Below are 22,457 nucleotides of genomic sequence, written 5' to 3' on the forward strand. Positions count from 1 at the left end.
AACTCAAGCCTGCCTGGTTTTTCTCGTATTGTTATTAAAATCGAATTAAAAAGTATTTTTTCTTTCCTCTTCTAATGATCGTAAATTGGTCTTCGATACGATCTGCCTCTGTTAATTGATGGGTTAACTCTTGATTTCGAATACCATTAATGTAGATGGCACCATTCTTGATATCTTCACGTGCTTGACGCTTGGAAGAAGAAATATTAGCTTCCACTAATAAATCAATTAAGCCAATTTCTTTATTCTCAATAGTCACAGAAGGTACATCTTTAAATCCTTGTTCAATTTCAGCAGCATTCAAGCTTGTTAAATCACCACTGAATAAAGCATCTGTAATTTTCTGTGCTTGTAGTAATGCTTCTTCTCCATGAACAAGTTTAGTCATTTCTTCTGCTAAACGTTTATGTGGAATACGTTTTTCGGGTGCTTCTTCTAATTCTTTCTCTAACGCTTCTATTTCATCAAAATCAATAAACGTAAAGTATTTAATAAAACGAATGACATCACGGTCATCGGTATTAATCCAGAATTGGTAAAATTCATATGGAGTTGTTTTCTCCGGATCAAGCCATACTGCACCACCAGCAGTTTTACCGAATTTGGTTCCATCGCTCTTGGTAATCAAAGGTACGGTTAAACCGTATACTTCTGCTTCTGCTTCATCATTTTCAAATCGTTTACGACGGATTAATTCCATCCCTGCTGTAATATTTCCCCATTGATCACTTCCACCAATTTGCAATGTACAATTTTCTTTTTCATACAGTTTCAGAAAGTCGAACGATTGCAGCATCATGTAACTGAACTCTGTAAAAGAAAGACCACTTTCCAACCTAGATTCTACAGAGTCTTTAGCCAACATATAGTTAATACTAAAGTGTTTACCTATGTCACGCAAAAATTCAATGAAGGTCATATCCACTAGCCATTCATGATTATTCCGAGCTACTGCACTGTTTTCTCCTTGCTCAAAATTTAAGATGCTGGCCAACTGTTCTTTGATTTTTTCGCTGTACCCTTTTACTACTTCGGGACTATTTAAAGATCTTTCCGTAGAACGTCCACTGGGATCACCAATTAATCCAGTTCCCCCACCAATTAAAGCAATCGGGCGGTGGCCAGCTTTTTGAAATCTTTTTAACATTAAAATCGGCAGTAGATGTCCAATATGCAAGCTATCTGCAGTTGGATCAAAACCACAATATAAAGTGACTAGATTATTATCTAAATGCTTTCTTAATCCATCCTCATCTGTTGTCTGCTGAATTAGATCTCGTTTTGCAAGTTCGTCTAAAATATGCACATTACGACACTCCTTTTTTTACTTTTACGTAATAAAATTATAAAAATCCATAAAAAAACTCCTCCCTAAATAAAGGGACGAGAAGCTTCGCGGTACCACCCTTGTTGCAGTTTAGACAAACTGCCACTTAAGGAATTAACGATGTAGGCCACACCGTCTTCATTCAACATGAAGATGCTCCGGAACGTAATTCATGGAAAGATTATTTACTAGCTCTCACCAACCGCTAGCTCTCTAAAAAGGGAATCCTCCATTACTTCAATCCATCATTGCTTTATGGATGTATAATTGTTATATCATTATTAACATATTTGTAATGAAAATGCAATATTTTTTGCTTATTATATAGCTAATCTGTTTGACGGCTATGCTATAATATGTAGTGGAATATTTAGGAGGTTTTTTTAATGGATTTTAAAGATTTTTTTCATAAAACGTGGCGGTCTATGAAAGAAATTTGGGATAAGCAAATCATTCAACGATATACAAGAATTAGCTACCATATTATTTGGAATATTGTTTTATTCTTTATTACGATTGGTATCGTTGGTGTTTTTTTCGTTGCTGGACTTGGCGCGGGATACTTTGCATCACTTGTTGATGATGAAGAAATACATACAGAAGAACAAATGGCAAGTGCCGTTTATAATTACGAGGAAACATCCGAATTATATTTCGCCAATAATGTATTTCTTTCAGACGTAAGTTCCGATTTATTACGAGATGAAACGTCTCTGAAAAATGTAAGTGAATATGTACGTAATGCGGTCATCGCTACCGAAGATGAGTATTTTAAAACGCATAATGGGATTGTACCAAAAGCAATTTTTCGTGCGGTTTTTCAAGAAGTGACTAACTCCTCTACTAAGACCGGTGGAAGTACATTAACGCAACAAATCATCAAAAACCAAATTTTAACTAACGAAGTATCGTTTGAGCGGAAAGCGAAGGAAATCCTTTTAGCTATGAGATTAGAACGCTTTTTTGAAAAAGATGAGATATTAGAAGCCTATTTAAACATTGTACCCTTCGGTCGAAATTCTTCTGGTCAAAATATTGCTGGTATTCAAACAGCAGCCAAAGGGATATTCGATGTCGATGCAGAAGACTTAAACCTTCCACAAGCTGCTTTTATTGCTGGACTTCCACAGAGTCCATCCTATTATACCCCATTTTTAAATGGTGGTGGATTAAAAGATGAGGAAGGACTTCAGCCTGGATTAAACCGTATGAGATCGGTGTTAAGCAGAATGTTGGAAGCAAATTATATCAGTGAAGATGAATATCAAGAGGCATTAGAATACGATATTGTCGCAGATTTTAAAGATCCTGAGGAATCTGTTTATGAAAAGTATCCATATTTAGTACGTGAATTACAGGACAGAGCTGTTGATATTTTAGTGGACGTTCTTGCTGAGAACGATGGTTATTCGAAAGAAGAACTGGAAGCCAGTCCAGTTTTACAAGAGGAATATGAAATTAGAGCAGCTAGGGAAATAGGACGAAATGGTTATAAAATTCATTCTACTATCGATAAGGATATTTATGATGCGTTTCAGAAGATTGCTCGTGAATACGATAACTATGGAAGAGATAAGCTAGCAAGAAATGAAAAAAATAACGAACCTATTATGATCGAGGATCCTGATACCGGCGAAAAGCGCCAGTTAGGTGAACAACCTGTTCAAGTTGGAAGTGTGTTAATTGAAAATAGTACAGGGAAAATAGTGAGTTTTGTTGGCGGACGTGATTTTGAAATATCTGAAAAAAATCATGCAACAAGTTTAAAACGACAAACTGGTAGTACTATGAAACCTATTGCGGGCTATGGGCCAGCAATGGAATTAGGTGTTGTTCAGCCTGGTTCAGTCATTGCGGATGTTGCCAAAAACTATGGTAGTAGTCAAGATCCCTATACTCCAAAAAACTTTTCTCAACGATATTACGGTTTAACGCCGGTGAGAGAAGCATTATATCGATCACATAACGCTACGGCAGTTGCCGTTTATAACGAAATCAAAGGTCCTGATATCGCGAAAAACTTCTTATGGAAAATGGGCTTAACAGATATAACCGAAGAACAAAGCAGTTATACTGCAACGGTATTAGGGACGATAGAATTAACTGTAGAAGACAATACGAATGCTTATGCAACTTATGGAAACTTAGGTGAGTTTGTCGAAGGATATATGATTGAAAAAATCGAAAACAAAGATGGAGAAGTTATTTATCAACATGAATCCGAACCAGTGGAAGTATTAAGCCCACAAACGAGCTACTTAATGATCGACATGATGCGCGATGTACTCACTCGTGGTACCGGTACTGCTGCAAGAGCCAATTTAGCCAATAAAAATGTTGATTGGGCAGGAAAAACAGGTACTACCAATGATTATCGAGATTCATGGTTTGTAGCAACTAATCCGAATGTTACCCTTGGAACTTGGATGGGATATGATTATAATCAACGTCTAGATGATGGATATAGTAGTCGTAATAACACCTTCTGGGCTAAACTAGTGAACGCTGCTACTGAAATTAATCCGGAATTAATGGCACCTTCTAATCAATTTGAACGTCCAGGTGGTATTGTTTCTAAATCATATTGTGCGGTGTCAGGTCTCCTTCCTTCTGATGAATGTAGTAAGCTTGGATTAGTACAATCTGATATCTTTCATGCAGATCATTTACCAACAAAGAAAGATTACAGTTTAATTCAAGAAAAATATGCAACAATTGACGGGGAAGTTGTACTTGCAGGTAAAGATTCTCCAGATGAGTTTATCGATGGCGATGGTGTAAGCTTTAATCCAGAGTGGCTAAAGGATATGGGATATGACAAGTTACCAGATATTAAACAACTAACAGCCGGTAAATCTGATCCATGGCAAGATATTAAATATCCAAATGAAAAAGAAGTAAAAGACGATGGAAAAGCACCAAGTCCACCTACTTCATTAAAATTGAATGATCAAAAATTAAATTGGAATAAATCGAAGAGCTCGGATGTGATCGGTTATCGAATTTATCAAGCAAGGAATCCTGATGACAAGGATTTTAAACGTATTGGCTCTACTACTGACACATCGTTTACCATCCCTGGTAACGATGCTGTATACCATGTAAGAGCCGTGGATTATTTTGGACAAGAGTCGAAACCAAGTAGCACTGTAGAAAAAGGAGATTTTTCAGAAGACGCTGAAGAAGAAGATTCCCAAAATAATACGGGCAGAAATAACAATAATAACAACTCAAGCGAAAATAGGGAAAACAAAAAATCTAACAACGATACCGAACCAGAGCCTGAAGACGATGAAGATTCCGAATCAGAAAATCAAAATAATGACTAAGTTTATCGAGGCTGGGACATAATTAAATAGGTAGAACGAGAATCCGAACAATCTGCACTAAGCGTAGGCAAAATACGCAGACTCCTGTGGGCACAGCCTCAGCTAACTGTGTGTCACACAGTTAGCTGAGGCTGTGCCCACGGAAAGCGAAGTATTTTTGCCGAAGCGATATGTGTACGCAGACTTTAATGTTCGGATTTTTCCTATCTAATTACTCTTTGTCCCAGTCTCGTTTCTTTGCTGTTCACTAAAACCATTCTACGCTATAATGGAATTAATAGATTAACTAGGGGTGATAGGGCTAGTGAAGCATGAAAAAATTTACCAGTCTTTAGTAATTGACAGCAATGCCGGGAGAATTCTGATAGAAGGTCCAGTTTCATCTGAAAAACTCTCACAGCTAAACATGCATAATGCATTAACAGCTTTTCGTCCCGCAGATAAACAACTTGAATCATTAAAGGAAATAGCAGATTTACCTGAAGGGAGAATCTTCATAGCAACAATTAATGAAGAAATTATTGGGTATGTCACTTACCTGTATCCTGATCCAATAGAAAGATGGTCAAAATTTCCCAAAGACAATATATTAGAATTAGGAGCAATTGAAATTGCCCCTCCATATCGAGGTAATAAGCTAGGTTCACGCCTTATAGAAGCTTCCATGAATGATGAAAATATGGAAAATTATATTATCATCTCAACCGAATACTATTGGCACTGGGATTTAAATTATTCAAAATTAAGTGTTTGGGATTATCGGAAAATTATGGAGAAAATGATGAAAGCTGGTGGTTTATACCCTGCACCTACAAATGAACCGGAAATCATGGCACACCCAGCAAACTGTTTAATGGTTCGCATTGGAAAGAATGTTTCAAAAGAAGAGCAAGAATTATTTGAGAAACTAAGATTTCTTACTTAAGGAGTGGGCAAATGTTAGTAAAAGATATTATGAAAAGAGAGGTAATTACCTTAACACCGGAAGCAACTGTATTAGAATCGATACAACTCCTGCAAAAACACCGTATCCGCCATATACCAGTTATCAATGAAGAGAAACGTGTTATCGGGATTATTTCGGATCGTGATATCCGAGATGCAAGCCCTTCGATCCTAGTTGATGAAATAAAGAAGGATATATTATCAAGATCTGTTCAAGCCATCATGTCTTCACCAGTGATCACTACTCATCCTTATGAATTTTTTGAAGAGGTTGCTACCATTTTTTACCAAAAAGAAATAGCCTGTTTACCCGTCGTGAAAAATCATCAATTAGTAGGTATTATTACAGAAAAAGATATGCTCTACGCCTTTATCCAATTAACGGGTACCCACTCACCAAGTACACAGCTAGAAATTAAAGTCCCTGATCGAGTCGGCATCTTATCAGATGTATGTCAATATTTCACCAGAAGAAATATAAAAATTGTATCCGTTTACAGTTATCCAACTGCAAATAATCCAGATTATAAAGTGCTAGTTTTTCGTATTCAAACAATGAATCCGATGCCGGTTGTGAAAGATTTCCACCAATCCGAATATCAAGTACTTTTTCCATACAGGGAGAGCCATGATGAAATCTGATAAAACTGCGTTTATTTACACGGATGAATTCCTTAACTATTCCTTCCATGAAGAACATCCATTTAACCAAAGACGGTTATTGTTTACCAAAGATTTATTGGAAAAAAGTAATGCCTTATCAGCAAAGGACATCATTAAACCGGCAAAGTTGGATGAAGATATTTTATTTACTATTCATAACAAAGATTATATACAAACAGTAAAAACAGCAAGTAGCACTCCCACTGTCTCTTTTGAAAAATACGGGATAGGAACACACGACACCCCTAGTTTTCCAGACATGTTTACTGCGTCACTTATTTCGGTAAGTGGATCAGTAGAAGCATGTGAGCAAGTAATGTCGGGTAACGTCTTACACGCACTAAATTTGGGCGGAGGATTGCATCACGGGTTTCCAAGTCGTGCTGCCGGATTCTGTATCTTTAATGACATAGCTATTGCCATTCAATATATAAGGACCCATTATGACGCCAGAGTTTTATATATTGATACGGATGCACATCACGGAGACGGGGTACAACATTGCTTCTATGATGATCCAAACGTATGCACCGTCTCTTTTCACGAAACTGGTCGGTATTTGTATCCGGGAACAGGGAAAACTAGTGAGCGAGGTATAAAAGAAGGATTTGGCTATGCATTTAATTTTCCACTCGATGCTTTCACTGAAGATGATTCATTTCTCGAAGTATTTCATGCTTCCATAAACAGCATTACAGCGTATTTTCAACCAGATATTATTGTAAGTCAGCATGGAGCGGATGCACACTATCTAGATCCTCTTACTCATTTACACTGCAGCCTGCAAATTTTTGAGGAAATACCTAGAGTCATCCATCAACTTGCTCATCAATATTGCCATGGTAAATGGGTGGCATTAGGTGGTGGTGGATATGATATTTGGAGGGTTGTCCCAAGAGCATGGTCACAATTATGGAATGTCATGAATACAAATGAAATATTTCAAGGAATGATTCCGCAAAATTGGTTAGATAAATGGCAATCAAAATCTCCTGTTCTTTTACCTAATACTTGGCACGACAGCTTTCAGGAATTTCGTAACATTCCTAGACGTGAAGAAATTGAAGAAAATAATAGAAGAATGTATCAACAAGTAATGAAATTTATCGATAATAAAAACCGGATATAACGCAATTAGCGCTTATAAACCGAGTCAATTAGATAAAAAGGAGCCATCATGAATAGTGAACTTGCTGCCTGCCAAAGTTACTGTGCATTCTATCGATGCTTCCCATTATTATAGGAAGCAAATCAACATTCATTGATTATATGGAAAAAAGAGGCTGAGACAAAAGTGGTTTTTATTTAGTGAATTCCGAACATAAATGGTTGCGAATACCCGCTTCAGAAATATACTCCGTTTTCCGTGGGCTTGGCCTCAGCCTCCTCGAAAAAGAAGTTCACTTTTACTGCGGGGTCTTTTCGCACTGCGCTTTCCCACAGGAGTCTACGTATATTTCCTACGCGCTATTAGCCTATTGTCCGGCTTCTATACTAAACACTTTCTTTTGTCTCAACCTCTTTACTCTTCTGTAGAATCTAAAATAACAATTTCTACCCTTCGATTGGCACTCCATCCTTCTGCACTATCATTTGACGCTACTGGCCTTGTATCACCAAATCCAGCTGCAATAAAACGAGACTTATTAAAATCATTGGATTCTAGTAAAAACCTAATGACACTACTTGCTCTGGCACCAGATAATTCCCAATTAGATGGATACCGGTAACTAGAAATAGGACGGTTATCTGTATGTCCTTCTACACGTACTTCGTTTGGAATATTTGTTAATAGTGTACTAACTTTATTCAAAAATGGTTTAGCCGGGTCAAGAATTTCTGCTTCTCCTGTTTCAAATAGTACACTTTCCTGTAAAACGAGCACTACTCCTTGAATAGTTCTAGTAGCGGAAATTACCTCATTCAAATCATTTTCATTTAAATAATTTTCTACTTCTGCTAGCAGTAGATCCAGTTCATCTTGATCTGGCGTACCTTCCACTGTAGTTGCTTCTGATTCAGCCTGTCCCTCCTGATCATCAATAGGCGTTGCATCCTCAGATTTGTCGTCATTTTCTTCTTCTTTTAACACTTCTACATTCTCAGTTGGATATTGTTCTTGTATGATAGAAGGCATTGCTTCAAAAATAGTCTCACTTCGAAAAGCCTCTGCAATGGCCTTGAATTTCTCTGCATCAATTTGAGACATGGAAAATAACAAAACAAAAAATACTAAAATCAATGTTACTAAATCCGAGTATGTAACCATCCATTTTGGTGCACCTTTTTGCTCCAAACGTCTGCTCCTACGCTTCATTAAGAGATTCCTCCGTAATATTCTCCTCTTCTTCCTCTACTTTTTTATTCTTTTCTTTATTCGATAAAAATGCACTAAGTTTTTCTTTTAAAATTCTCGGATTTTGCCCAGATTGTACACCAATTACACCTTCAATAATAATTTGTTTAATAAAGATCTCTTCATTTGTTTTCGTTTCTAACTTACCAGCCATAGGGGTAAATACTAGGTTTGCCAAAACTGACCCGTAGAAAGTAGTTAATAATGCCACTGCCATACTTGGTCCGAGTGTGGTGGGATCATCTAAATTTTGCAACATGAGAATTAATCCAATTAATGTACCAACCATCCCCCAAGCTGGCGCATACTCTCCCGCTTTTTCAATGATTATCCTGCCACGGTAATGGCGATCATCCATTGCGTCTATTTCCGCATTCATAATATCATTAATTACCTCGGGTTCAATCCCATCAATTGCTAGTAAGATACCTTTTCTTATGTATGGGTCATCTACATCCTCTAATTCATTTTCCAAAGCCAATAAGCCTTCTCTTCTAGCTCTTTCTGACAAACGTTCAAATAATTCGATAAGCTCTGGTAAATTATGGTCATTTCGCTTGAATGCCTCTTGGATAACATGCTTTGTGGTTTTCATTTGTTCCACATTAAAATTAACGAGTAATGCTGCTGCTAATCCCCCAAGTACTATAAATATAGAGGATACTTGGATAAATGCAACAAATCCTCCCGTACCACCAGCACTAACTATCCCAAATATAATCATGATAAAGCCGACGGTAATCCCAATTGGAGTCAATAAATCTCTTTTATTCATATGTATTCTCTCCCCAGTAAAAACTCTCAAAATTAATAAAACTAGGATGTAAGTAGACACCCTAGTTTTATTATCGACATTTATTTTACTTTGTTGAGTTTCTTTTGACAATTTGATGTGGCAATACGACATTTTGTTCTTCTACATTTTCTTTATTCATAAACTTCGTCAATAATCGCATTGCTACTGCACCAATGTCATACATAGGTTGGACAACAGTTGAAAGTGTTGGTCGGATCATTCTTGCTAGTCGTGTATTATCGAATCCGACAATTTCAACATCTTCAGGAACACTTACGCCATTATCCTGGAGACCATGAATGACACCCAATGCCATTTCATCAGTAGCTACGAAAATTGCTTTTGGATAATCTTTGATATTAATAATTTGCTTCGCAGCTTCAATTCCTGATTCATAAGAAAAATCTGCTTTTATAATGTACTCTTCATTTAGCTCTTTATTTGCTTCTTTGATGGCTTTTACATAGCCTGCGTATTTTTTCTCATTAACCGCAGAATCCTCTGCCCCGGTAACGAAGATTGGGTGTTTTGTTCCATTCTCAATTAAAAGAGAAGTTGCTTCATATGCAGCTTGCTCGTAATTAATGTTCACTGATGGAATTGTTTCGCTCGAATCAATAGTAGCTGCAAGTGCAACAGGTACAGGTGATGTTTTTAATTGTTGCACATGTTCTTCACTAATAGTAGCACCCATATAAATCAATCCATCTACTTGCTTTTCGAACATCGTATTAATCAAGCGTAACTCCTTTTCTTTATTTTGGTCAGAGTTACTTAAAATAATATTATACTTATACATTGTAGCAATATCATCAATACCTCTTGCTAATTCAGAAAAGAAGATACTTGATATATCTGGGATAATAACCCCAACTGTCGTCGTCTTTTTACTTGCCAGACCACGAGCAACTGCGTTAGGACGATAGCCTAACCTCTCGATTGTATTTAGCACTTTCTTCCTTGTTGCTGGCTTCACGTTCGGATTTCCATTTACCACACGTGATACTGTGGCCATAGAGACGTTCGCTTCTCTTGCAACGTCATAAATTGTTACGTTCATTATTATAACCTCCAATATTTACTAACGGTATATTTCTCTTATCATACGCTATAAGAGTATTATCGCAAAAATTAGCCGATATCTACATTATTTATGTATATCATTCATATTATAACAAATTTTGCACAAAAATTAACATCAAAACAATCAATTTATGAAAATTTTTCATTTTTGCACCTGTTTATCCACCAAAAAGCCTAATAAATACTACAATATTAGGAATTAGCTAGATATAAATCGAAACCCTCTTTTTTATTATATTAGAAAAAAGCAGGCAGATACCGCCTGCTTTTAAGCAACGTCTTTCTATCACTTCTACACATAAAAGCTCCTGTCAAAAAAACAGGAGCTTTATGTTAACTATTTAATAATTCATTCATAAAGTTATGGAAGGTTGGGATGTCCATTTGTTGCGCTGCATCTGAAAGTGCTACTGCTGGGTCTGGGTGAACTTCTGCCATGACACCATCTGCACCGATCGCTAATGCTGCTTTTGCTGCTGGTAATAATAAATCCCTTCTACCAGTTGAATGCGTCACATCCACCATAACTGGTAAGTGTGTTTCTTGTTTTAAGATTGGCACTGCAGTGATATCCAATGTGTTACGAGTTGCTTTTTCGTATGTTCTTATTCCTCGTTCACATAGAATAATTTGACCATTACCTTTGGAATTAATGTATTCAGCTGCATTGATAAAATCAGAAATAGTAGCAGACATACCACGTTTTAGCAGTACAGGCTTATTCGTTTCACCAGCTGCTTTTAATAATTCAAAATTCTGCATATTACGGGCACCTATTTGAATCACATCAATATAATTGACTGCATCTTCAATATGTGCAGGATTGACAATTTCACTGACAACTGCTAATCCGTACTCATCGGAAACTTTTTTCAAAATTTCAAGGCCTTCAAAGCCTAGGCCTTGGAAATCATAAGGTGATGTTCTCGGTTTAAACGCACCACCACGAATTAATTTCAAGCCTTCCTTCTTAATAGCAGCAGCAACTTCTGCTACTTGTTCATAGCTTTCCACCGCACAAGGACCAAAAATAAAGTGTTGGTTGCCATCACCAAATTTATCGCCATTTATATCAATTACTGTATCCTCAGGTTTTTTCTTGCGAGATACTAGTAGTGCTTTACTATGGTCATCTTCTTGTAATTCAAGACCCGCCTTAAAAATTTCTTTGAATAAGTGAACAATCGTAGAATTTTCAAATGGACCATTATTATGTTTTGTAATTAAATTTAACATATCACGTTCACGAACTGGATCATAGCTACGATTAGCACCTTGTTTTTCCTTTACTTGACCTGTTTCTTTTACCAATTCTGCACGTTTATTAATTAATTCTAAAATCTCTAAATTAATCTGGTCAAGCTTTTCACGAAGCTGATCCAATTGTTCATTACTCATTACAAATCCCCCTACTCCTATTTTAAATTCCTGAAAAAATGTTATACTTTCTATAGAATTACGGATAATTATAGCTAAAAAATAGCGACTTGTCATCAGTTGAAACAATATTTTATTGATTATTTATAATTTTTTCACAATAGAAAGGAAAAAACAGTTATGAATGAGCAAATGTTCGCACTAGATATTGGCACTAGATCTGTCGTAGGACTTTTAATGGAGAAGAGAGAGGAGCAATATCATTTGATTGACTATCATGTAGTAGAGCATGATGAGCGTTCCATGTTAGACGGGCAAATTCATGATATTGTCTCTGTCTCTAATGTAATACAACAAGTTAAAATTCACTTAGAACAAAAGCATAATACCGTATTGGAGAAGGTTTGTGTAGCTGCTGCCGGACGAGCATTAAAAACTAAACGGGTGCAAACAACGAAAGACATTACAAAACAGCCTTTAATGAATGAAGAAGACATTCTATTCTTAGAATTAGAAGCTGTCCAAAAGGCTCAATATGAATTGGCAAACGTAGAGGAAGATGCCAGTCACCACTATTATTGTGTTGGTTATTCTGTCATTCATTATTCTTTGGATGGAGAAGAAATTGGTTCACTAATTGATCAGCAGGGCGAGAAAGCTACAGTAGAAATTATTGCAACATTTTTACCTAAAGTGGTCGTAGAATCGTTATTATCCGCCTTAAACCGATCAGATTTGCAATTAGAAGCATTAACATTAGAACCAATAGCTGCTATTCATGTGCTAATACCACCATCCATGAGACGCTTAAATGTGGCGTTAGTTGATATTGGTGCAGGTACAAGTGACATTGCACTGACATCTGAAGGTACAGTTACAGCTTACGGTATGGTACCAAGAGCTGGTGACGAAATAACAGAAGCCATTAGCGATCATTATTTATTAGATTTTAATCAGGCGGAAGATTTCAAAAAAGAAATCACCATACATAAAAAAGCAACTGTATCGGATATTCTTGGATTTGAACAAGAAGTAAGCTATGAGGAATTGATCGAACATATTTCTCCTGCAGTAGAAAATCTCGCTAGTTCTATATCAGCAGAAATAATAGCACTGAACGGGAAGGCACCTAAAGCTATCATGCTAGTTGGAGGAGGTAGTCAAACACCTGAACTAGCCAAACGCCTTGCACTTAAGCTAAAACTACCGATAAACCGAGTAGCAATCAGAGGTGTTGATGCCATCCCATTATTAGCCAAAGATGAAGACTTACCAATCGGTCCTGAGTTTATAACCCCTATCGGTATTGCCATCGCTGCCAAACAAAATCCCGTACATTATATAAGTGTTACGGTTAATGAGCAAGTGGTTCGGCTATTTGAAATGAAAGATTTAACAGTTGCAGATTGTCTGCTTGCAGCAGGAGTAAATATTAAGAAACTATATGGTAAACCAGGAATGGCAGCAATGATTGAATACAATGGAAAGCAGGTGACGCTACCAGGTCAATTTGGTTCTTCTCCAACCATTTTATTGAATGATAAGGAATCACATGTAGACGATATTGTTCATAATGGAGACGTATTAATCATAGAGAAAGGACAAGATGGGGCGGCCGCAGCAATGAGTCTGAAGGAATTTATTGGAGATACTCCTGAAATTACCGTCTATTATAATCAGAAAGCCTATCAAATAGAACCAAAAATAATAGTAAACAATCACCTGGTGAATGCTAGTTATCTACTACAGGATGGAGATAAGATTGAGTATAGTCAGCAAATTATGATAAAAGACTTCTTACAGCAGTATCAGATTTCCGAACAGGTAAATGCTCGCTATACGATATGGATTGATGATAACAAAAAGGTGTTAGAGGATTACAGTAGAACATTACTACACAATGGTCAACCAGCTAGGCTAGATAATCTTCTGAAAAATGGTGATAAACTTGAAACATATACAGCTGATATACCTAGCTTAAAAGAACTTCTGAAGAAATTAGAGATTAGCTACCAAAAGGAAATGACGATTATCTATAATAAAAAACAACTAACGCTCTCAAAAGAACTTGTTAAAGTATATCGCAATGGGGCAGTACTTTCTTTGGAAGACTTCATACACGACCAGGATAAACTTCAGATCATTAGGCAAAAATCGGAGCCATTTATTTTCCAGGATATTTTTCGTTTTATATCACTAGACTTATCACAAGCCAAAGGTAAGGTGGAACTAATGAGAAATGGTCAACCTGCAACCTTCTTTGAGGAATTACAGCCAAATGACCAAATTGAAATATCTATTGAGAATCGCCATATTTGATTACGACGAGTCTCTCTTATAAGCAATTACTCGCTAATTTATTTTTAGTTATATTCGAGTGGCTAGTATCCCATGTTGGTTTTCCATTTACTACTTTTATCACTTGCGGTGATTCATGTTTAATCTGAAATAATTTAGCAATGTAATTTGAAAGCTCTCTTGCCTCTTGTACATGTAATCGAAATAGAGGAAAGTCTGCCTGCTCACTAAACCTTTCAAATTCTTGATTGGCTGACATACTAATTGGACATGTTAAGCTATTCTTTAGCAACACAAATTTATCGTTATTTGCCAAAATGCTTTGAAACTCTTCTATTAATTCAATATCTTTTATTTGCATTCTATCAACACTTCCTTACAGATTATTATCAATAACTAACCCGTTTCCATCATTAGAAACGGGTCTTTTAGCATGAAATTACGCATTTGTGTTATTTTCTTCTTCAACAGCCTTTGCTGCTTCTTCAATAGCTTGGGCTACTTCTTCCGCTGCTTTCTCAGGATCTTCATCTTTTGATATTTTTTCTTGAATGGTAGCACTTGTTTCTTTTAATTTGTTCGTTAGATCTTGTGACTTTTCTGAAACAGCTTGTCCTAGTTGTTGCGATTGTTCTTTTGCATAATTGCTCCAGTCACTGCCTTTTTCATAGGCTACATCTTTCCATTCGTTTGCTCGGTCTTTAACATAATGTGCCCCTTGGTTCAAATCACTTCTTAGTTCCTTGCCAGATTTCGGGGCGAAAATTAAAGCCAATGAAGCGCCAACAATTCCACCTATTAATGAACCTATTAAGAAGTCCTTACTGTTAATATTCTGGCCTTCTTCATTCTGATTTTGTTTTTGATTCGTCATTTCTCATTCCTCCTACTAGTTTTTTTATTTATTTCTATTTCTTTTAAACAATTCCACTACAACTGTACTCCACTTAATAGCCTCAGCAGTTGTTTCTTTGTTTTCATCGGCAATCCGATTAACTGATCGTGATACGTTACGGATGGATTGAGTAAAGTCTTTTACACTATCTCCAATATTCTTTACTCCATCAACTAATGTGTTTAACTTTGTTGTCTTTTCGTTAATATCCTCAGCTAATTTATTTGTCTTATTTAGTAAAGCAGTTGTTTCTACTGTAATACCCTCCATTTGTTTTTCTAAACCTTCAAGAGTATCTGCCACATGTGACATAGTGCGTCTTGTTTCTTTTAAGACTTTTACTAAGTATATAACTAAAATGGCAAAAGCAACTGCTGCAATGATTGCTGCGAGGTATAAGAGAATTTCCATCCGAGTCTACACTCCTTTGTTATGTATTACAAAATCAACCTGATAATTATGGTATACCCTTTATTAGCTATTCTAAACAAGATATTTGCAAATTGCACGTGAAAAGGATAGGGAATATTCAGAAAAGTCAAGCACAAACAATCGCATGAAATCACTCCAGTCTGAATGCCGATACATCTAAGAAATCGATAATTTGCGCTCTTTTAATTTGATTAAAGATAAAGGCTGCCTACATTGCGATAAGATACTATGCTATGTTTACTACAAGCATGGCATTGAATAGCTCACATGTTCACTGGACGGAAAGGAGTTTATTTTCAGCAAGGCAAACCAACTTCACAGTTTGACGTTAAGTGTGATGTAAAAAGAAGGAAACTTCCTTCTTTTTTACACATTTTAACAAAATATACAAAAAGTGGTCAGGATCCTTCTTATTTAATATTATTTTCATATGCTTCTTGATATTTTTGAATATCCCCAGCACCCATAAAGACTAATACACTATTTTGGTGCTGCTCTAATACATGAATATTATTTAACTCAAGTAACTCACTATGTTGAATTAACTGTTGTAAATCTTCAATCGATAAGTTTGCTTCAGACTCTCTTGCCGATCCAAAGATATCACACAAGTATACAGTATCCGCTTGTAACAATGCTTCACTAAATTCGTTCAAAAATGTGCTCGTTCTGGTATAGGTATGAGGCTGAAATATCGCAACAATTTCTTTGTTAGGATATTTCTTTCGAGCCGCTTCAATCGTAGCCTCTACTTCTTTCGGATGATGGGCATAATCATCTATTAATACTTGATTGTTGATTTTTTTCTCAGAAAACCTTCTTTTTACCCCTTTAAATGATACAATCTCTTTTATTTGAGAGGCGGTAAAATCTTCATAATGACAAATGGTAATAACAGATAATGCATTTAATATATTATGGTCACCATACGATCTTATTTGAAATGTATCATAATAGTTATTACGCACAAATACATCAAAAGTGGTACCATTTTCATCGACTTGAATATTTTTAGCATAAAAATCATTACTATCGTTTAACCCATAATATAGAACAGGTACTTTGGCTTGAATTGCCTGTAAATACTCATCATCCCCACAAGCAACAATACCTTTCTTGACATTATCAGCCATTTGCTGAAATGATTCAAAGACATCATCGATATCTTTAAAATAATCAGGATGGTCAAAATCAATATTAGTCATGATCGCATAATCTGGTTTATATGCTAAAAAATGACGTCGATATTCACAAGCCTCAAATACAAAATACTCGCTGTCTTCTGCTCCCTTACCAGTACCATCACCAATCAAATAGGAAATCGGACAGGCTTTATCCAGAACATGAGCGAGCAAGCCGGTCGTAGATGTTTTACCATGTGCACCAGTTACTGCAATACTAGTATATTGGTTAATCCACTCACCTAAGAACTCGTGATAGCGATAGAATGGGAGCCCCAACTCTTTAGCCTTTTTAATTTCGACATGATCTTCTTTAAAAGCGTTGCCTGCAATGATCGTCAATCCGTCTTTAATATTCTCCTGAGAAAACGGTAAAACAGGGATATTTTTATCTTCTAAAGCATCCTGTGTAAAGATATATTTTTCAATATCAGAACCCTGTACTTGCTCTCCAGAGTCGGCCAGGATTTGAGCTAAGGCACTCATCCCCGTCCCTTTAATACCAATAAAATGGTAAATTTTCATAAAAAAGAACCTCCAAAATCTAATGATAAAAATTAACTTGTCTCATCATACTTATTTTTCTAATTTTTATTAATAATTATAGAACACAGAAAATAATCTTCTAATAAATCTTTATTTGTGTCAAGTCCTCTCATTTTATAATGTGTATTTATGCTATTATATACGCCACCATTATAGAATGTTATTATAGCTTTTGTATTCTTTTGTGGAGCTTATAGAAAGATATTACCCCTAATTTTTGTTTATCACATCATGACTGGAGACTAGGACCTCGCGTTGTTTACTTCCATTCTGTCCGGAAATGATACCATTGTCCTCCATCATATCGATTAACCGAGCTGCACGATTATATCCAATCTTAAAGCGACGCTGGAGTAAAGATGCACTAGCACCATTATAATCAAGGACAAATTCAACTGCTTCCTCATAAAGTGCGTCCGTATCTTCACTGGCAGAAACTTGTTGGATTAATTGTTCTTGTTCAAACAAGTAGGTTGGGCTCGCGATCTGCTTGACGTAATTTGTAATACGCTCAATTTCATCATCAGACACAAAAGCACCTTGTATTCTTTTTGTTTCTCCCGAGCCATTCTCCACAAAAAGCATATCCCCTTTACCTAATAATTTTTCTGCACCATTCGTATCTAAGATCGTTCTAGAGTCTACTTGAGATGATACACTAAATGCTATTCTAGTAGGGATATTTGCTTTTATTAAGCCTGTAATAACATCTACAGATGGCCTTTGTGTAGCTATTAGTAAGTGAATACCGCATGCTCTTGCTTTTTGGGCAATTCTGCAGATCGCATCTTCTACATCCTGTGGAGAGGTCATCATTAAATCTGCTAGCTCATCAATCACAATTACAATGTAGGGCATATGCGCCTCTGGGCGGTTTTGTTGTTTCATTTTTTCATTATATCGACTGATATCCCTTGCTCCTTCTTCAACAAACTTGGCATACCTGTCCTCCATTTCTTGAACAGCCCATTTCAAGGATGAGGTTGCTGCTTTAACATCGGTAATAACAGGTGCTACTAGGTGAGGGATATTATTATAAGGCGTTAGCTCAACCATTTTCGGGTCAATTAATAGAAATTTCACTTCTTCATGATTTGCTTTATATAGTAAGCTAAGTAAAATTGTATTGATACAAACACTTTTTCCAGAACCGGTAGCTCCAGCAATTAGTCCATGTGGCATTTTCTTCAAATCCGTTACAACTGATTGCCCTTCAATATCCGAACCAAGTGCAACAGTTAAAGGTGATGGATTGTTTTGAAAGGCATTACTCTCGATCATTTTTTGCAAAAAGACAGGCTCCGGATTCAAGTTCGGCACCTCGATACCAATTGTGTTTTTTCCCGGTATCGGTGCTTCAATCCTAATATCTTTTGCAGCCAAATTTAACTTTATATCGTCACTTAAATTTTTAATCTTACTTACTTTAACACCTGGTTCCGGTTGAATTTCAAACCGCGTTACTGAAGGGCCTTGTGTCTTATCAACAAGCTTAGCTTTTATATTAAAGTAACGTAAAGTTGTTTGTAATGTTTCTGCTTGTTCATTTATCCAGTTTTCAACGTTCTGTTCGGTTTGTTCCACATCATTAAGCAAGTGAATGGGCACTGACCTCTGAATTTGGGCTTGTTGTGGTTTCACCTCTTGCTTTTCTTGCTTATCTGTGACTGACTTGATCTTTTTTTTATAGTTTTTCCATTTATCACGAGGTGTCATCATTACATTCAGAGGCTTGACATTGGCTTTACGCTCGTTATTAACCTTCTTCCTATTTTCCATAACTTTCGATATATCTACTGGGTTACTTACTTTCTCAGAGTGTTGCTTCTCTTTTGTAACAGGTGAAAGGCTATTATTATTGCTTGTGTTGTCTTTTTTCTGATCGATAACAGATGATGGTGCTTTACTTCCTATTTTCTGCTCACTTTTTTCTTCCAATACCTCTGAAGGAATAGGAGTGGTAGCACTCTGGTCTAGATGAAGATGTTGCTTTGATTCATCCTTCAAAGCAAGCTCTCTCTCTTTAGATGTCGATTTAAAATTATTATCTAACCGTTTCTCTGCCATTACTGGTTTGGAACGTTTTCGGAAACCATGTACTGGCGATGGTACATCATGTGCTTTAAAGGGCTCTTGCTTACGCTCATATGATGAGTCCTCTTTTTGTTGGCTTTCATCTACTACATGGTTTTCTTTATGTACAGCCTTTCTTTTGATGATCGTGTCTGTCGTATTACTTTTCGGATAGCGATATGCCATTTTCGTTTCCAAGGATTTATGTTGTAATGTTTTTTTACCAATCGTTATTTCTGAATCGCTCTCTTCTTCAAATAAATGTTCCCATCTTTTTTTAATATTTTTCCACATCGTACGTTCACGCTCTCTTCCTAATTTATCACGTTGCTAACCGCCCGTAAAACCCTACTTCAAGATTTAAGTAAATCAAAAACCGGACACTAACATCCTGATAAGTTTCGATAACCTCAGACCCCCATTACGGGAAGTCTCACTATGTACGATTATACAATCGAGAACTCTTCCCTTATTTTATCATGAAAAGGTTTCTTGGAATAGTTATATTTTCTGAAAAACAACTGAAAAACGTATAAAAAACCCTTGTCCGAAGACAAAGGTTCTAAAATTGAAACTCACTACCTACTTCTTTATCTGCAGGTAAAACATAGATTCCTTTTTCTTTAGGTGCGTTAGGAAGACCTAGTTCTTTCTGTGAACAAATCATGCCAAAAGAATCCACACCTCGTAATTTGGTAGGTTTAATTTCCATTCCGCTCGGCATAATCGCACCTACTTTCGCTACGACAACTTTTTGTCCTTGGTCAACATTCGGTGCACCACAAACTATTTGCAGTTGCTCACCTGTTCCAACATCTACTTGACAAACTCGTAATTTGTCAGCATTTTCATGTGGCTGGATTTCACTCACATAACCGACAACAAATTTAGGTGTAACATCTAGATCTAATGGATCAGAAAGCTTATTCTGTTCAAATGCTTTTTTTATTTCAGCTAGCATATCTTCCGTTAATTTTATTTTCCCATCTTGCAATTCTGTAAAATATTGTGATGCATGGAAGATATTGTAGCCCACAACTTCTTTTGTGTTTTCATCCGAAATCCTCACAACATTCCCAAAAGATTCATACGAAACTTTTTCACTATTTTTTATTGGAAATAACAAAACATCTCCAATTCCTTTTTGGTTATAGTAAACAAACATCTTTTCTTATTCCTCTCTTATTCTTTTGGTTTATTTTTAGCTAAGATAAACACCGGTTCTAAATGCTTATCTTCATAAATGAATGGTAGTGACGTAATTGGTACTCGTCCTTCAGCAAAAAACTTCATAGTCATTTGTGCAATGATATCATATCCTGTTTCATTTTTAACATCTGCTACAATCAATACATCTTGATGTGGTACAGCTACCACTACCTCCCCAAGTGCATTAGCTTTCATTTCTTCTAAAAATGCCTCATTCAGTATGCGGCTAGCATCATAACCATCTTGTGTCGCAATAAAATAAAAGTCATTACCTGCTACAGTATCTTTTTTCGGTGAAACAGATAAAGAACGAATGTTAAATAGAGAAATTTCTTTTAGCCTTTCGAATGACCAGCCTTGCTCTTCTAACATCTTTTCATCAATAAGCTGATAAGTCGTTCCTAAATCTAACGCATAATAAATATTCGTCTCTGCAGTATGCTCTGTGTATACAAGTGGTGTACCTGCTTTTGTTTTCTTTGGAAAAGAGGTAGCACGAATCACTGGATAAATGTGCTTTTCTTGTCCTTCTAACTGGTGGTCTTCATGCATCATTTTTAACGATTCGCCTACATGAAATTGTAATTCTTCCAATGCCACTTCGCCTCTTCGTTCATATTTTGCAATAACATTGGCAATGTTGATCGAAACACCTTGTTTGGTATCTTTCCATTCAACACGATAAAGGTCTTTATCCCTATTATAGGAGACACGCCAATCGGCATTTTTGAATAATGCATCTAATTTGCTTTTCATCTTAATAGAAGTCATCTTCATTCTCTTCATCCTCCTTTTGCGGAAGAAAACACTAATTCGTATTGTAACACTTTTTCAAGTAAATGAAAAATAGCTAGTTTATCCCTTTTATAACGTCTTTCACTCATTCCAAGTTTGGCCCCTAGAATAATAAGCTCCCTATAACGAACAAGAGGATCAAGGACGTTGGACCTTTGTCACGAAAGAAAGGAGTGTATTATGATAGACCAACTAGCAGCACTCTGCTTTTGCACATTTCCTCTCTATATCAAGCAAAAAGAATCTACCTTAGGATAGATTCTTTTTACTTGATTTATGCTAGGTTTTCAATAAATTTTTCGATTTCCTCTTGTGTTTTCCTATCTTTACTTACAAACCGTCCGAGCTCGCTCCCATGGTCATAAGCTAAGAAGCTTGGAATACCAAAAATATCGTTGTTTACACATATATCAATAAACTGGTCTCTATCAACAAGTACAAATAAATATTCAGGATACTTTTCTTCTACTTCTGGTAAAACTGGCTCAATAACACGACAGTCTGGACACCAATCTGCTGAAAATAGAAAGATTACTTTTTGTTCATTTTTAAGTTGGTCAAATTCCTGTTCAGATTGTAATGTTCTCATATTATGACCCTCCTGATTCTTCATAGGTAATTGAATTGGCAATATCCATCATATCTGTTACATCTTGTACAAGTTCATCTCTAGAACTGATTGTAGGAACTTTCACACCACCGACGCCTAATTGCAATTCAAATTCTTCATCCACATCGATTATACTAATATAACCAAAACGATCTTGATTTTCAAAGGAAACCAACCATTCATGATCATTTCCTTCCTTTGCGGCTTCATAATTTAAATTGCTTTTTTGCGACTCTAAAACATTATAAAATAAAATATATGTTTGTTCATCTTTTGTCAGTAAGACATTATTTACTGTTTTTTCTTCTATTTCAAAATTCTCTGGTAAATATAAGGAAAGGTTTCCCACTTGGTGATTCTGTGCTTTTGCATCTGCTTGAAAGCGATGCTCTGCTACTTCGATTGCTTCAGATAAGACTTCCTCAGTAGGTCTGCTTGTCCAAATACTCATTCCTATTAAAAATACTATTAATAAGAAAACAACAAACAAACCTGTTTTCTCCATTTTCATATGAATCCTCCAGCTATTTTATTCCTAATTC

Annotated in this window: 19 protein-coding genes and 1 other annotated feature; of the genes, 5 read left to right on the top strand and 14 right to left on the bottom strand. The window is 36.1% G+C overall.

All coding sequences use genetic code 11. The features are described 5' to 3' along the window. Window positions 1-34: 34 nt before the first annotated feature. Window positions 35-1,306 (bottom strand): tyrosine--tRNA ligase, encoded by a 1,272-nt coding sequence (gene tyrS / locus ACTNEP_RS06980; protein WP_441161060.1) that lies wholly within the window; start codon window positions 1,304-1,306, stop codon window positions 35-37. A 70-nt stretch (window positions 1,307-1,376) separates the two neighbouring features. Further along, window positions 1,377-1,585 (bottom strand) — a binding site (T-box leader). 128 nt (window positions 1,586-1,713) lie between these two features. Between tyrS and ACTNEP_RS06985 the strand changes: the two genes are divergently transcribed. The 4 genes from ACTNEP_RS06985 to ACTNEP_RS07000 all read left to right on the top strand — a co-directional run bounded on the left by ACTNEP_RS06985 (window position 1,714) and on the right by ACTNEP_RS07000 (window position 7,393). Beyond that, window positions 1,714-4,656 carry a transglycosylase domain-containing protein gene (locus tag ACTNEP_RS06985; RefSeq protein ID WP_441161061.1) on the top strand — a complete coding sequence of 981 codons (2,943 nt, stop codon included), beginning with the start codon at window positions 1,714-1,716 and terminating at the stop codon, window positions 4,654-4,656. 304 nt (window positions 4,657-4,960) lie between these two features. Next, window positions 4,961-5,581 (top strand): GNAT family N-acetyltransferase, encoded by a 621-nt coding sequence (locus ACTNEP_RS06990; protein WP_441161062.1) that lies wholly within the window; start codon window positions 4,961-4,963, stop codon window positions 5,579-5,581. Window positions 5,582-5,592: 11 nt separating this feature from the next. After that, window positions 5,593-6,243 carry a CBS and ACT domain-containing protein gene (locus tag ACTNEP_RS06995; RefSeq protein ID WP_441161064.1) on the top strand — a complete coding sequence of 217 codons (651 nt, stop codon included), beginning with the start codon at window positions 5,593-5,595 and terminating at the stop codon, window positions 6,241-6,243. After that, entirely contained in the window at window positions 6,233-7,393 is a 1,161-nt protein-coding gene (locus tag ACTNEP_RS07000) for an acetoin utilization protein AcuC (protein ID WP_441161066.1), read from the top strand. The genes ACTNEP_RS06995 and ACTNEP_RS07000 overlap by 11 nt, the downstream gene beginning before the upstream one ends. Before the next feature lie 393 nt (window positions 7,394-7,786). Here the strand turns inward: ACTNEP_RS07000 and motS are convergent, their stop codons facing one another. The 4 genes from motS to ACTNEP_RS07020 all read right to left on the bottom strand — a co-directional run bounded on the left by motS (window position 7,787) and on the right by ACTNEP_RS07020 (window position 11,897). Continuing rightward, the gene (motS, locus tag ACTNEP_RS07005) at window positions 7,787-8,581 is read right to left on the bottom strand and encodes a flagellar motor protein MotS (RefSeq protein ID WP_441161067.1); all 795 of its coding nucleotides are present in this window, start codon (window positions 8,579-8,581) and stop codon (window positions 7,787-7,789) included. Further along, window positions 8,571-9,395, bottom strand: a complete 825-nt coding sequence (gene motP, locus ACTNEP_RS07010) for a flagellar motor protein MotP (protein WP_441161068.1) — start codon at window positions 9,393-9,395, stop codon at window positions 8,571-8,573. Before motP ends, motS begins: the two co-directional genes overlap by 11 nt. Window positions 9,396-9,480: 85 nt before the next feature. Then, window positions 9,481-10,476, bottom strand: a complete 996-nt coding sequence (ccpA, locus tag ACTNEP_RS07015) for a catabolite control protein A (RefSeq protein ID WP_441161069.1) — start codon at window positions 10,474-10,476, stop codon at window positions 9,481-9,483. A 356-nt stretch (window positions 10,477-10,832) separates the two neighbouring features. Continuing rightward, window positions 10,833-11,897 carry a bifunctional 3-deoxy-7-phosphoheptulonate synthase/chorismate mutase gene (locus ACTNEP_RS07020; protein ID WP_441161071.1) on the bottom strand — a complete coding sequence of 355 codons (1,065 nt, stop codon included), beginning with the start codon at window positions 11,895-11,897 and terminating at the stop codon, window positions 10,833-10,835. 159 nt (window positions 11,898-12,056) lie between these two features. On the opposite strand from ACTNEP_RS07020, the gene ACTNEP_RS07025 reads away from it, so the two are divergent. Then, complete coding sequence (locus tag ACTNEP_RS07025; RefSeq protein ID WP_441161072.1) at window positions 12,057-14,195, top strand: cell division protein FtsA; 2,139 nt, start codon at window positions 12,057-12,059, stop codon at window positions 14,193-14,195. Between the two features lie 16 nt (window positions 14,196-14,211). Here the strand turns inward: ACTNEP_RS07025 and ytxJ are convergent, their stop codons facing one another. The 9 genes from ytxJ to ACTNEP_RS07070 all read right to left on the bottom strand — a co-directional run bounded on the left by ytxJ (window position 14,212) and on the right by ACTNEP_RS07070 (window position 22,426). Continuing rightward, complete coding sequence (ytxJ, locus tag ACTNEP_RS07030; RefSeq protein WP_441161073.1) at window positions 14,212-14,535, bottom strand: bacillithiol system redox-active protein YtxJ; 324 nt, start codon at window positions 14,533-14,535, stop codon at window positions 14,212-14,214. 78 nt (window positions 14,536-14,613) lie between these two features. Then, window positions 14,614-15,048 (bottom strand): YtxH domain-containing protein, encoded by a 435-nt coding sequence (locus ACTNEP_RS07035; RefSeq protein ID WP_441161075.1) that lies wholly within the window; start codon window positions 15,046-15,048, stop codon window positions 14,614-14,616. 24 nt (window positions 15,049-15,072) lie between these two features. Continuing rightward, window positions 15,073-15,480, bottom strand: coding sequence for a DUF948 domain-containing protein (locus tag ACTNEP_RS07040; RefSeq protein WP_441161076.1), 408 nt, complete (start codon window positions 15,478-15,480; stop codon window positions 15,073-15,075). A 431-nt stretch (window positions 15,481-15,911) separates the two neighbouring features. Continuing rightward, a complete protein-coding gene (gene murC / locus ACTNEP_RS07045; RefSeq protein ID WP_441161078.1) occupies window positions 15,912-17,207 on the bottom strand; it encodes a UDP-N-acetylmuramate--L-alanine ligase in 1,296 nt (431 codons plus the stop codon). A gap of 231 nt (window positions 17,208-17,438) precedes the next feature. Next, on the bottom strand, window positions 17,439-19,595 hold the full coding sequence (locus ACTNEP_RS07050) for a DNA translocase FtsK (RefSeq protein WP_441161079.1): 2,157 nt from the start codon (window positions 19,593-19,595) through the stop codon (window positions 17,439-17,441). A gap of 268 nt (window positions 19,596-19,863) precedes the next feature. Further along, window positions 19,864-20,466 carry a YtpR family tRNA-binding protein gene (ytpR, locus tag ACTNEP_RS07055; RefSeq protein ID WP_441161080.1) on the bottom strand — a complete coding sequence of 201 codons (603 nt, stop codon included), beginning with the start codon at window positions 20,464-20,466 and terminating at the stop codon, window positions 19,864-19,866. Window positions 20,467-20,483: 17 nt separating this feature from the next. Next, entirely contained in the window at window positions 20,484-21,287 is an 804-nt protein-coding gene (locus tag ACTNEP_RS07060; protein WP_441161082.1) for a DUF1444 domain-containing protein, read from the bottom strand. Window positions 21,288-21,579: 292 nt separating this feature from the next. After that, a complete protein-coding gene (locus tag ACTNEP_RS07065; RefSeq protein WP_441161084.1) occupies window positions 21,580-21,894 on the bottom strand; it encodes a thioredoxin family protein in 315 nt (104 codons plus the stop codon). A gap of 1 nt (window position 21,895) precedes the next feature. Then, complete coding sequence (locus tag ACTNEP_RS07070; RefSeq protein WP_441161085.1) at window positions 21,896-22,426, bottom strand: hypothetical protein; 531 nt, start codon at window positions 22,424-22,426, stop codon at window positions 21,896-21,898. Window positions 22,427-22,457 lie beyond the last annotated feature (31 nt).

It is taken from the genome of Gracilibacillus sp. HCP3S3_G5_2, assembly GCF_052063305.1.
In the GTDB taxonomy this organism is placed as follows: Bacteria; Bacillota; Bacilli; order Bacillales; family Amphibacillaceae; genus Gracilibacillus.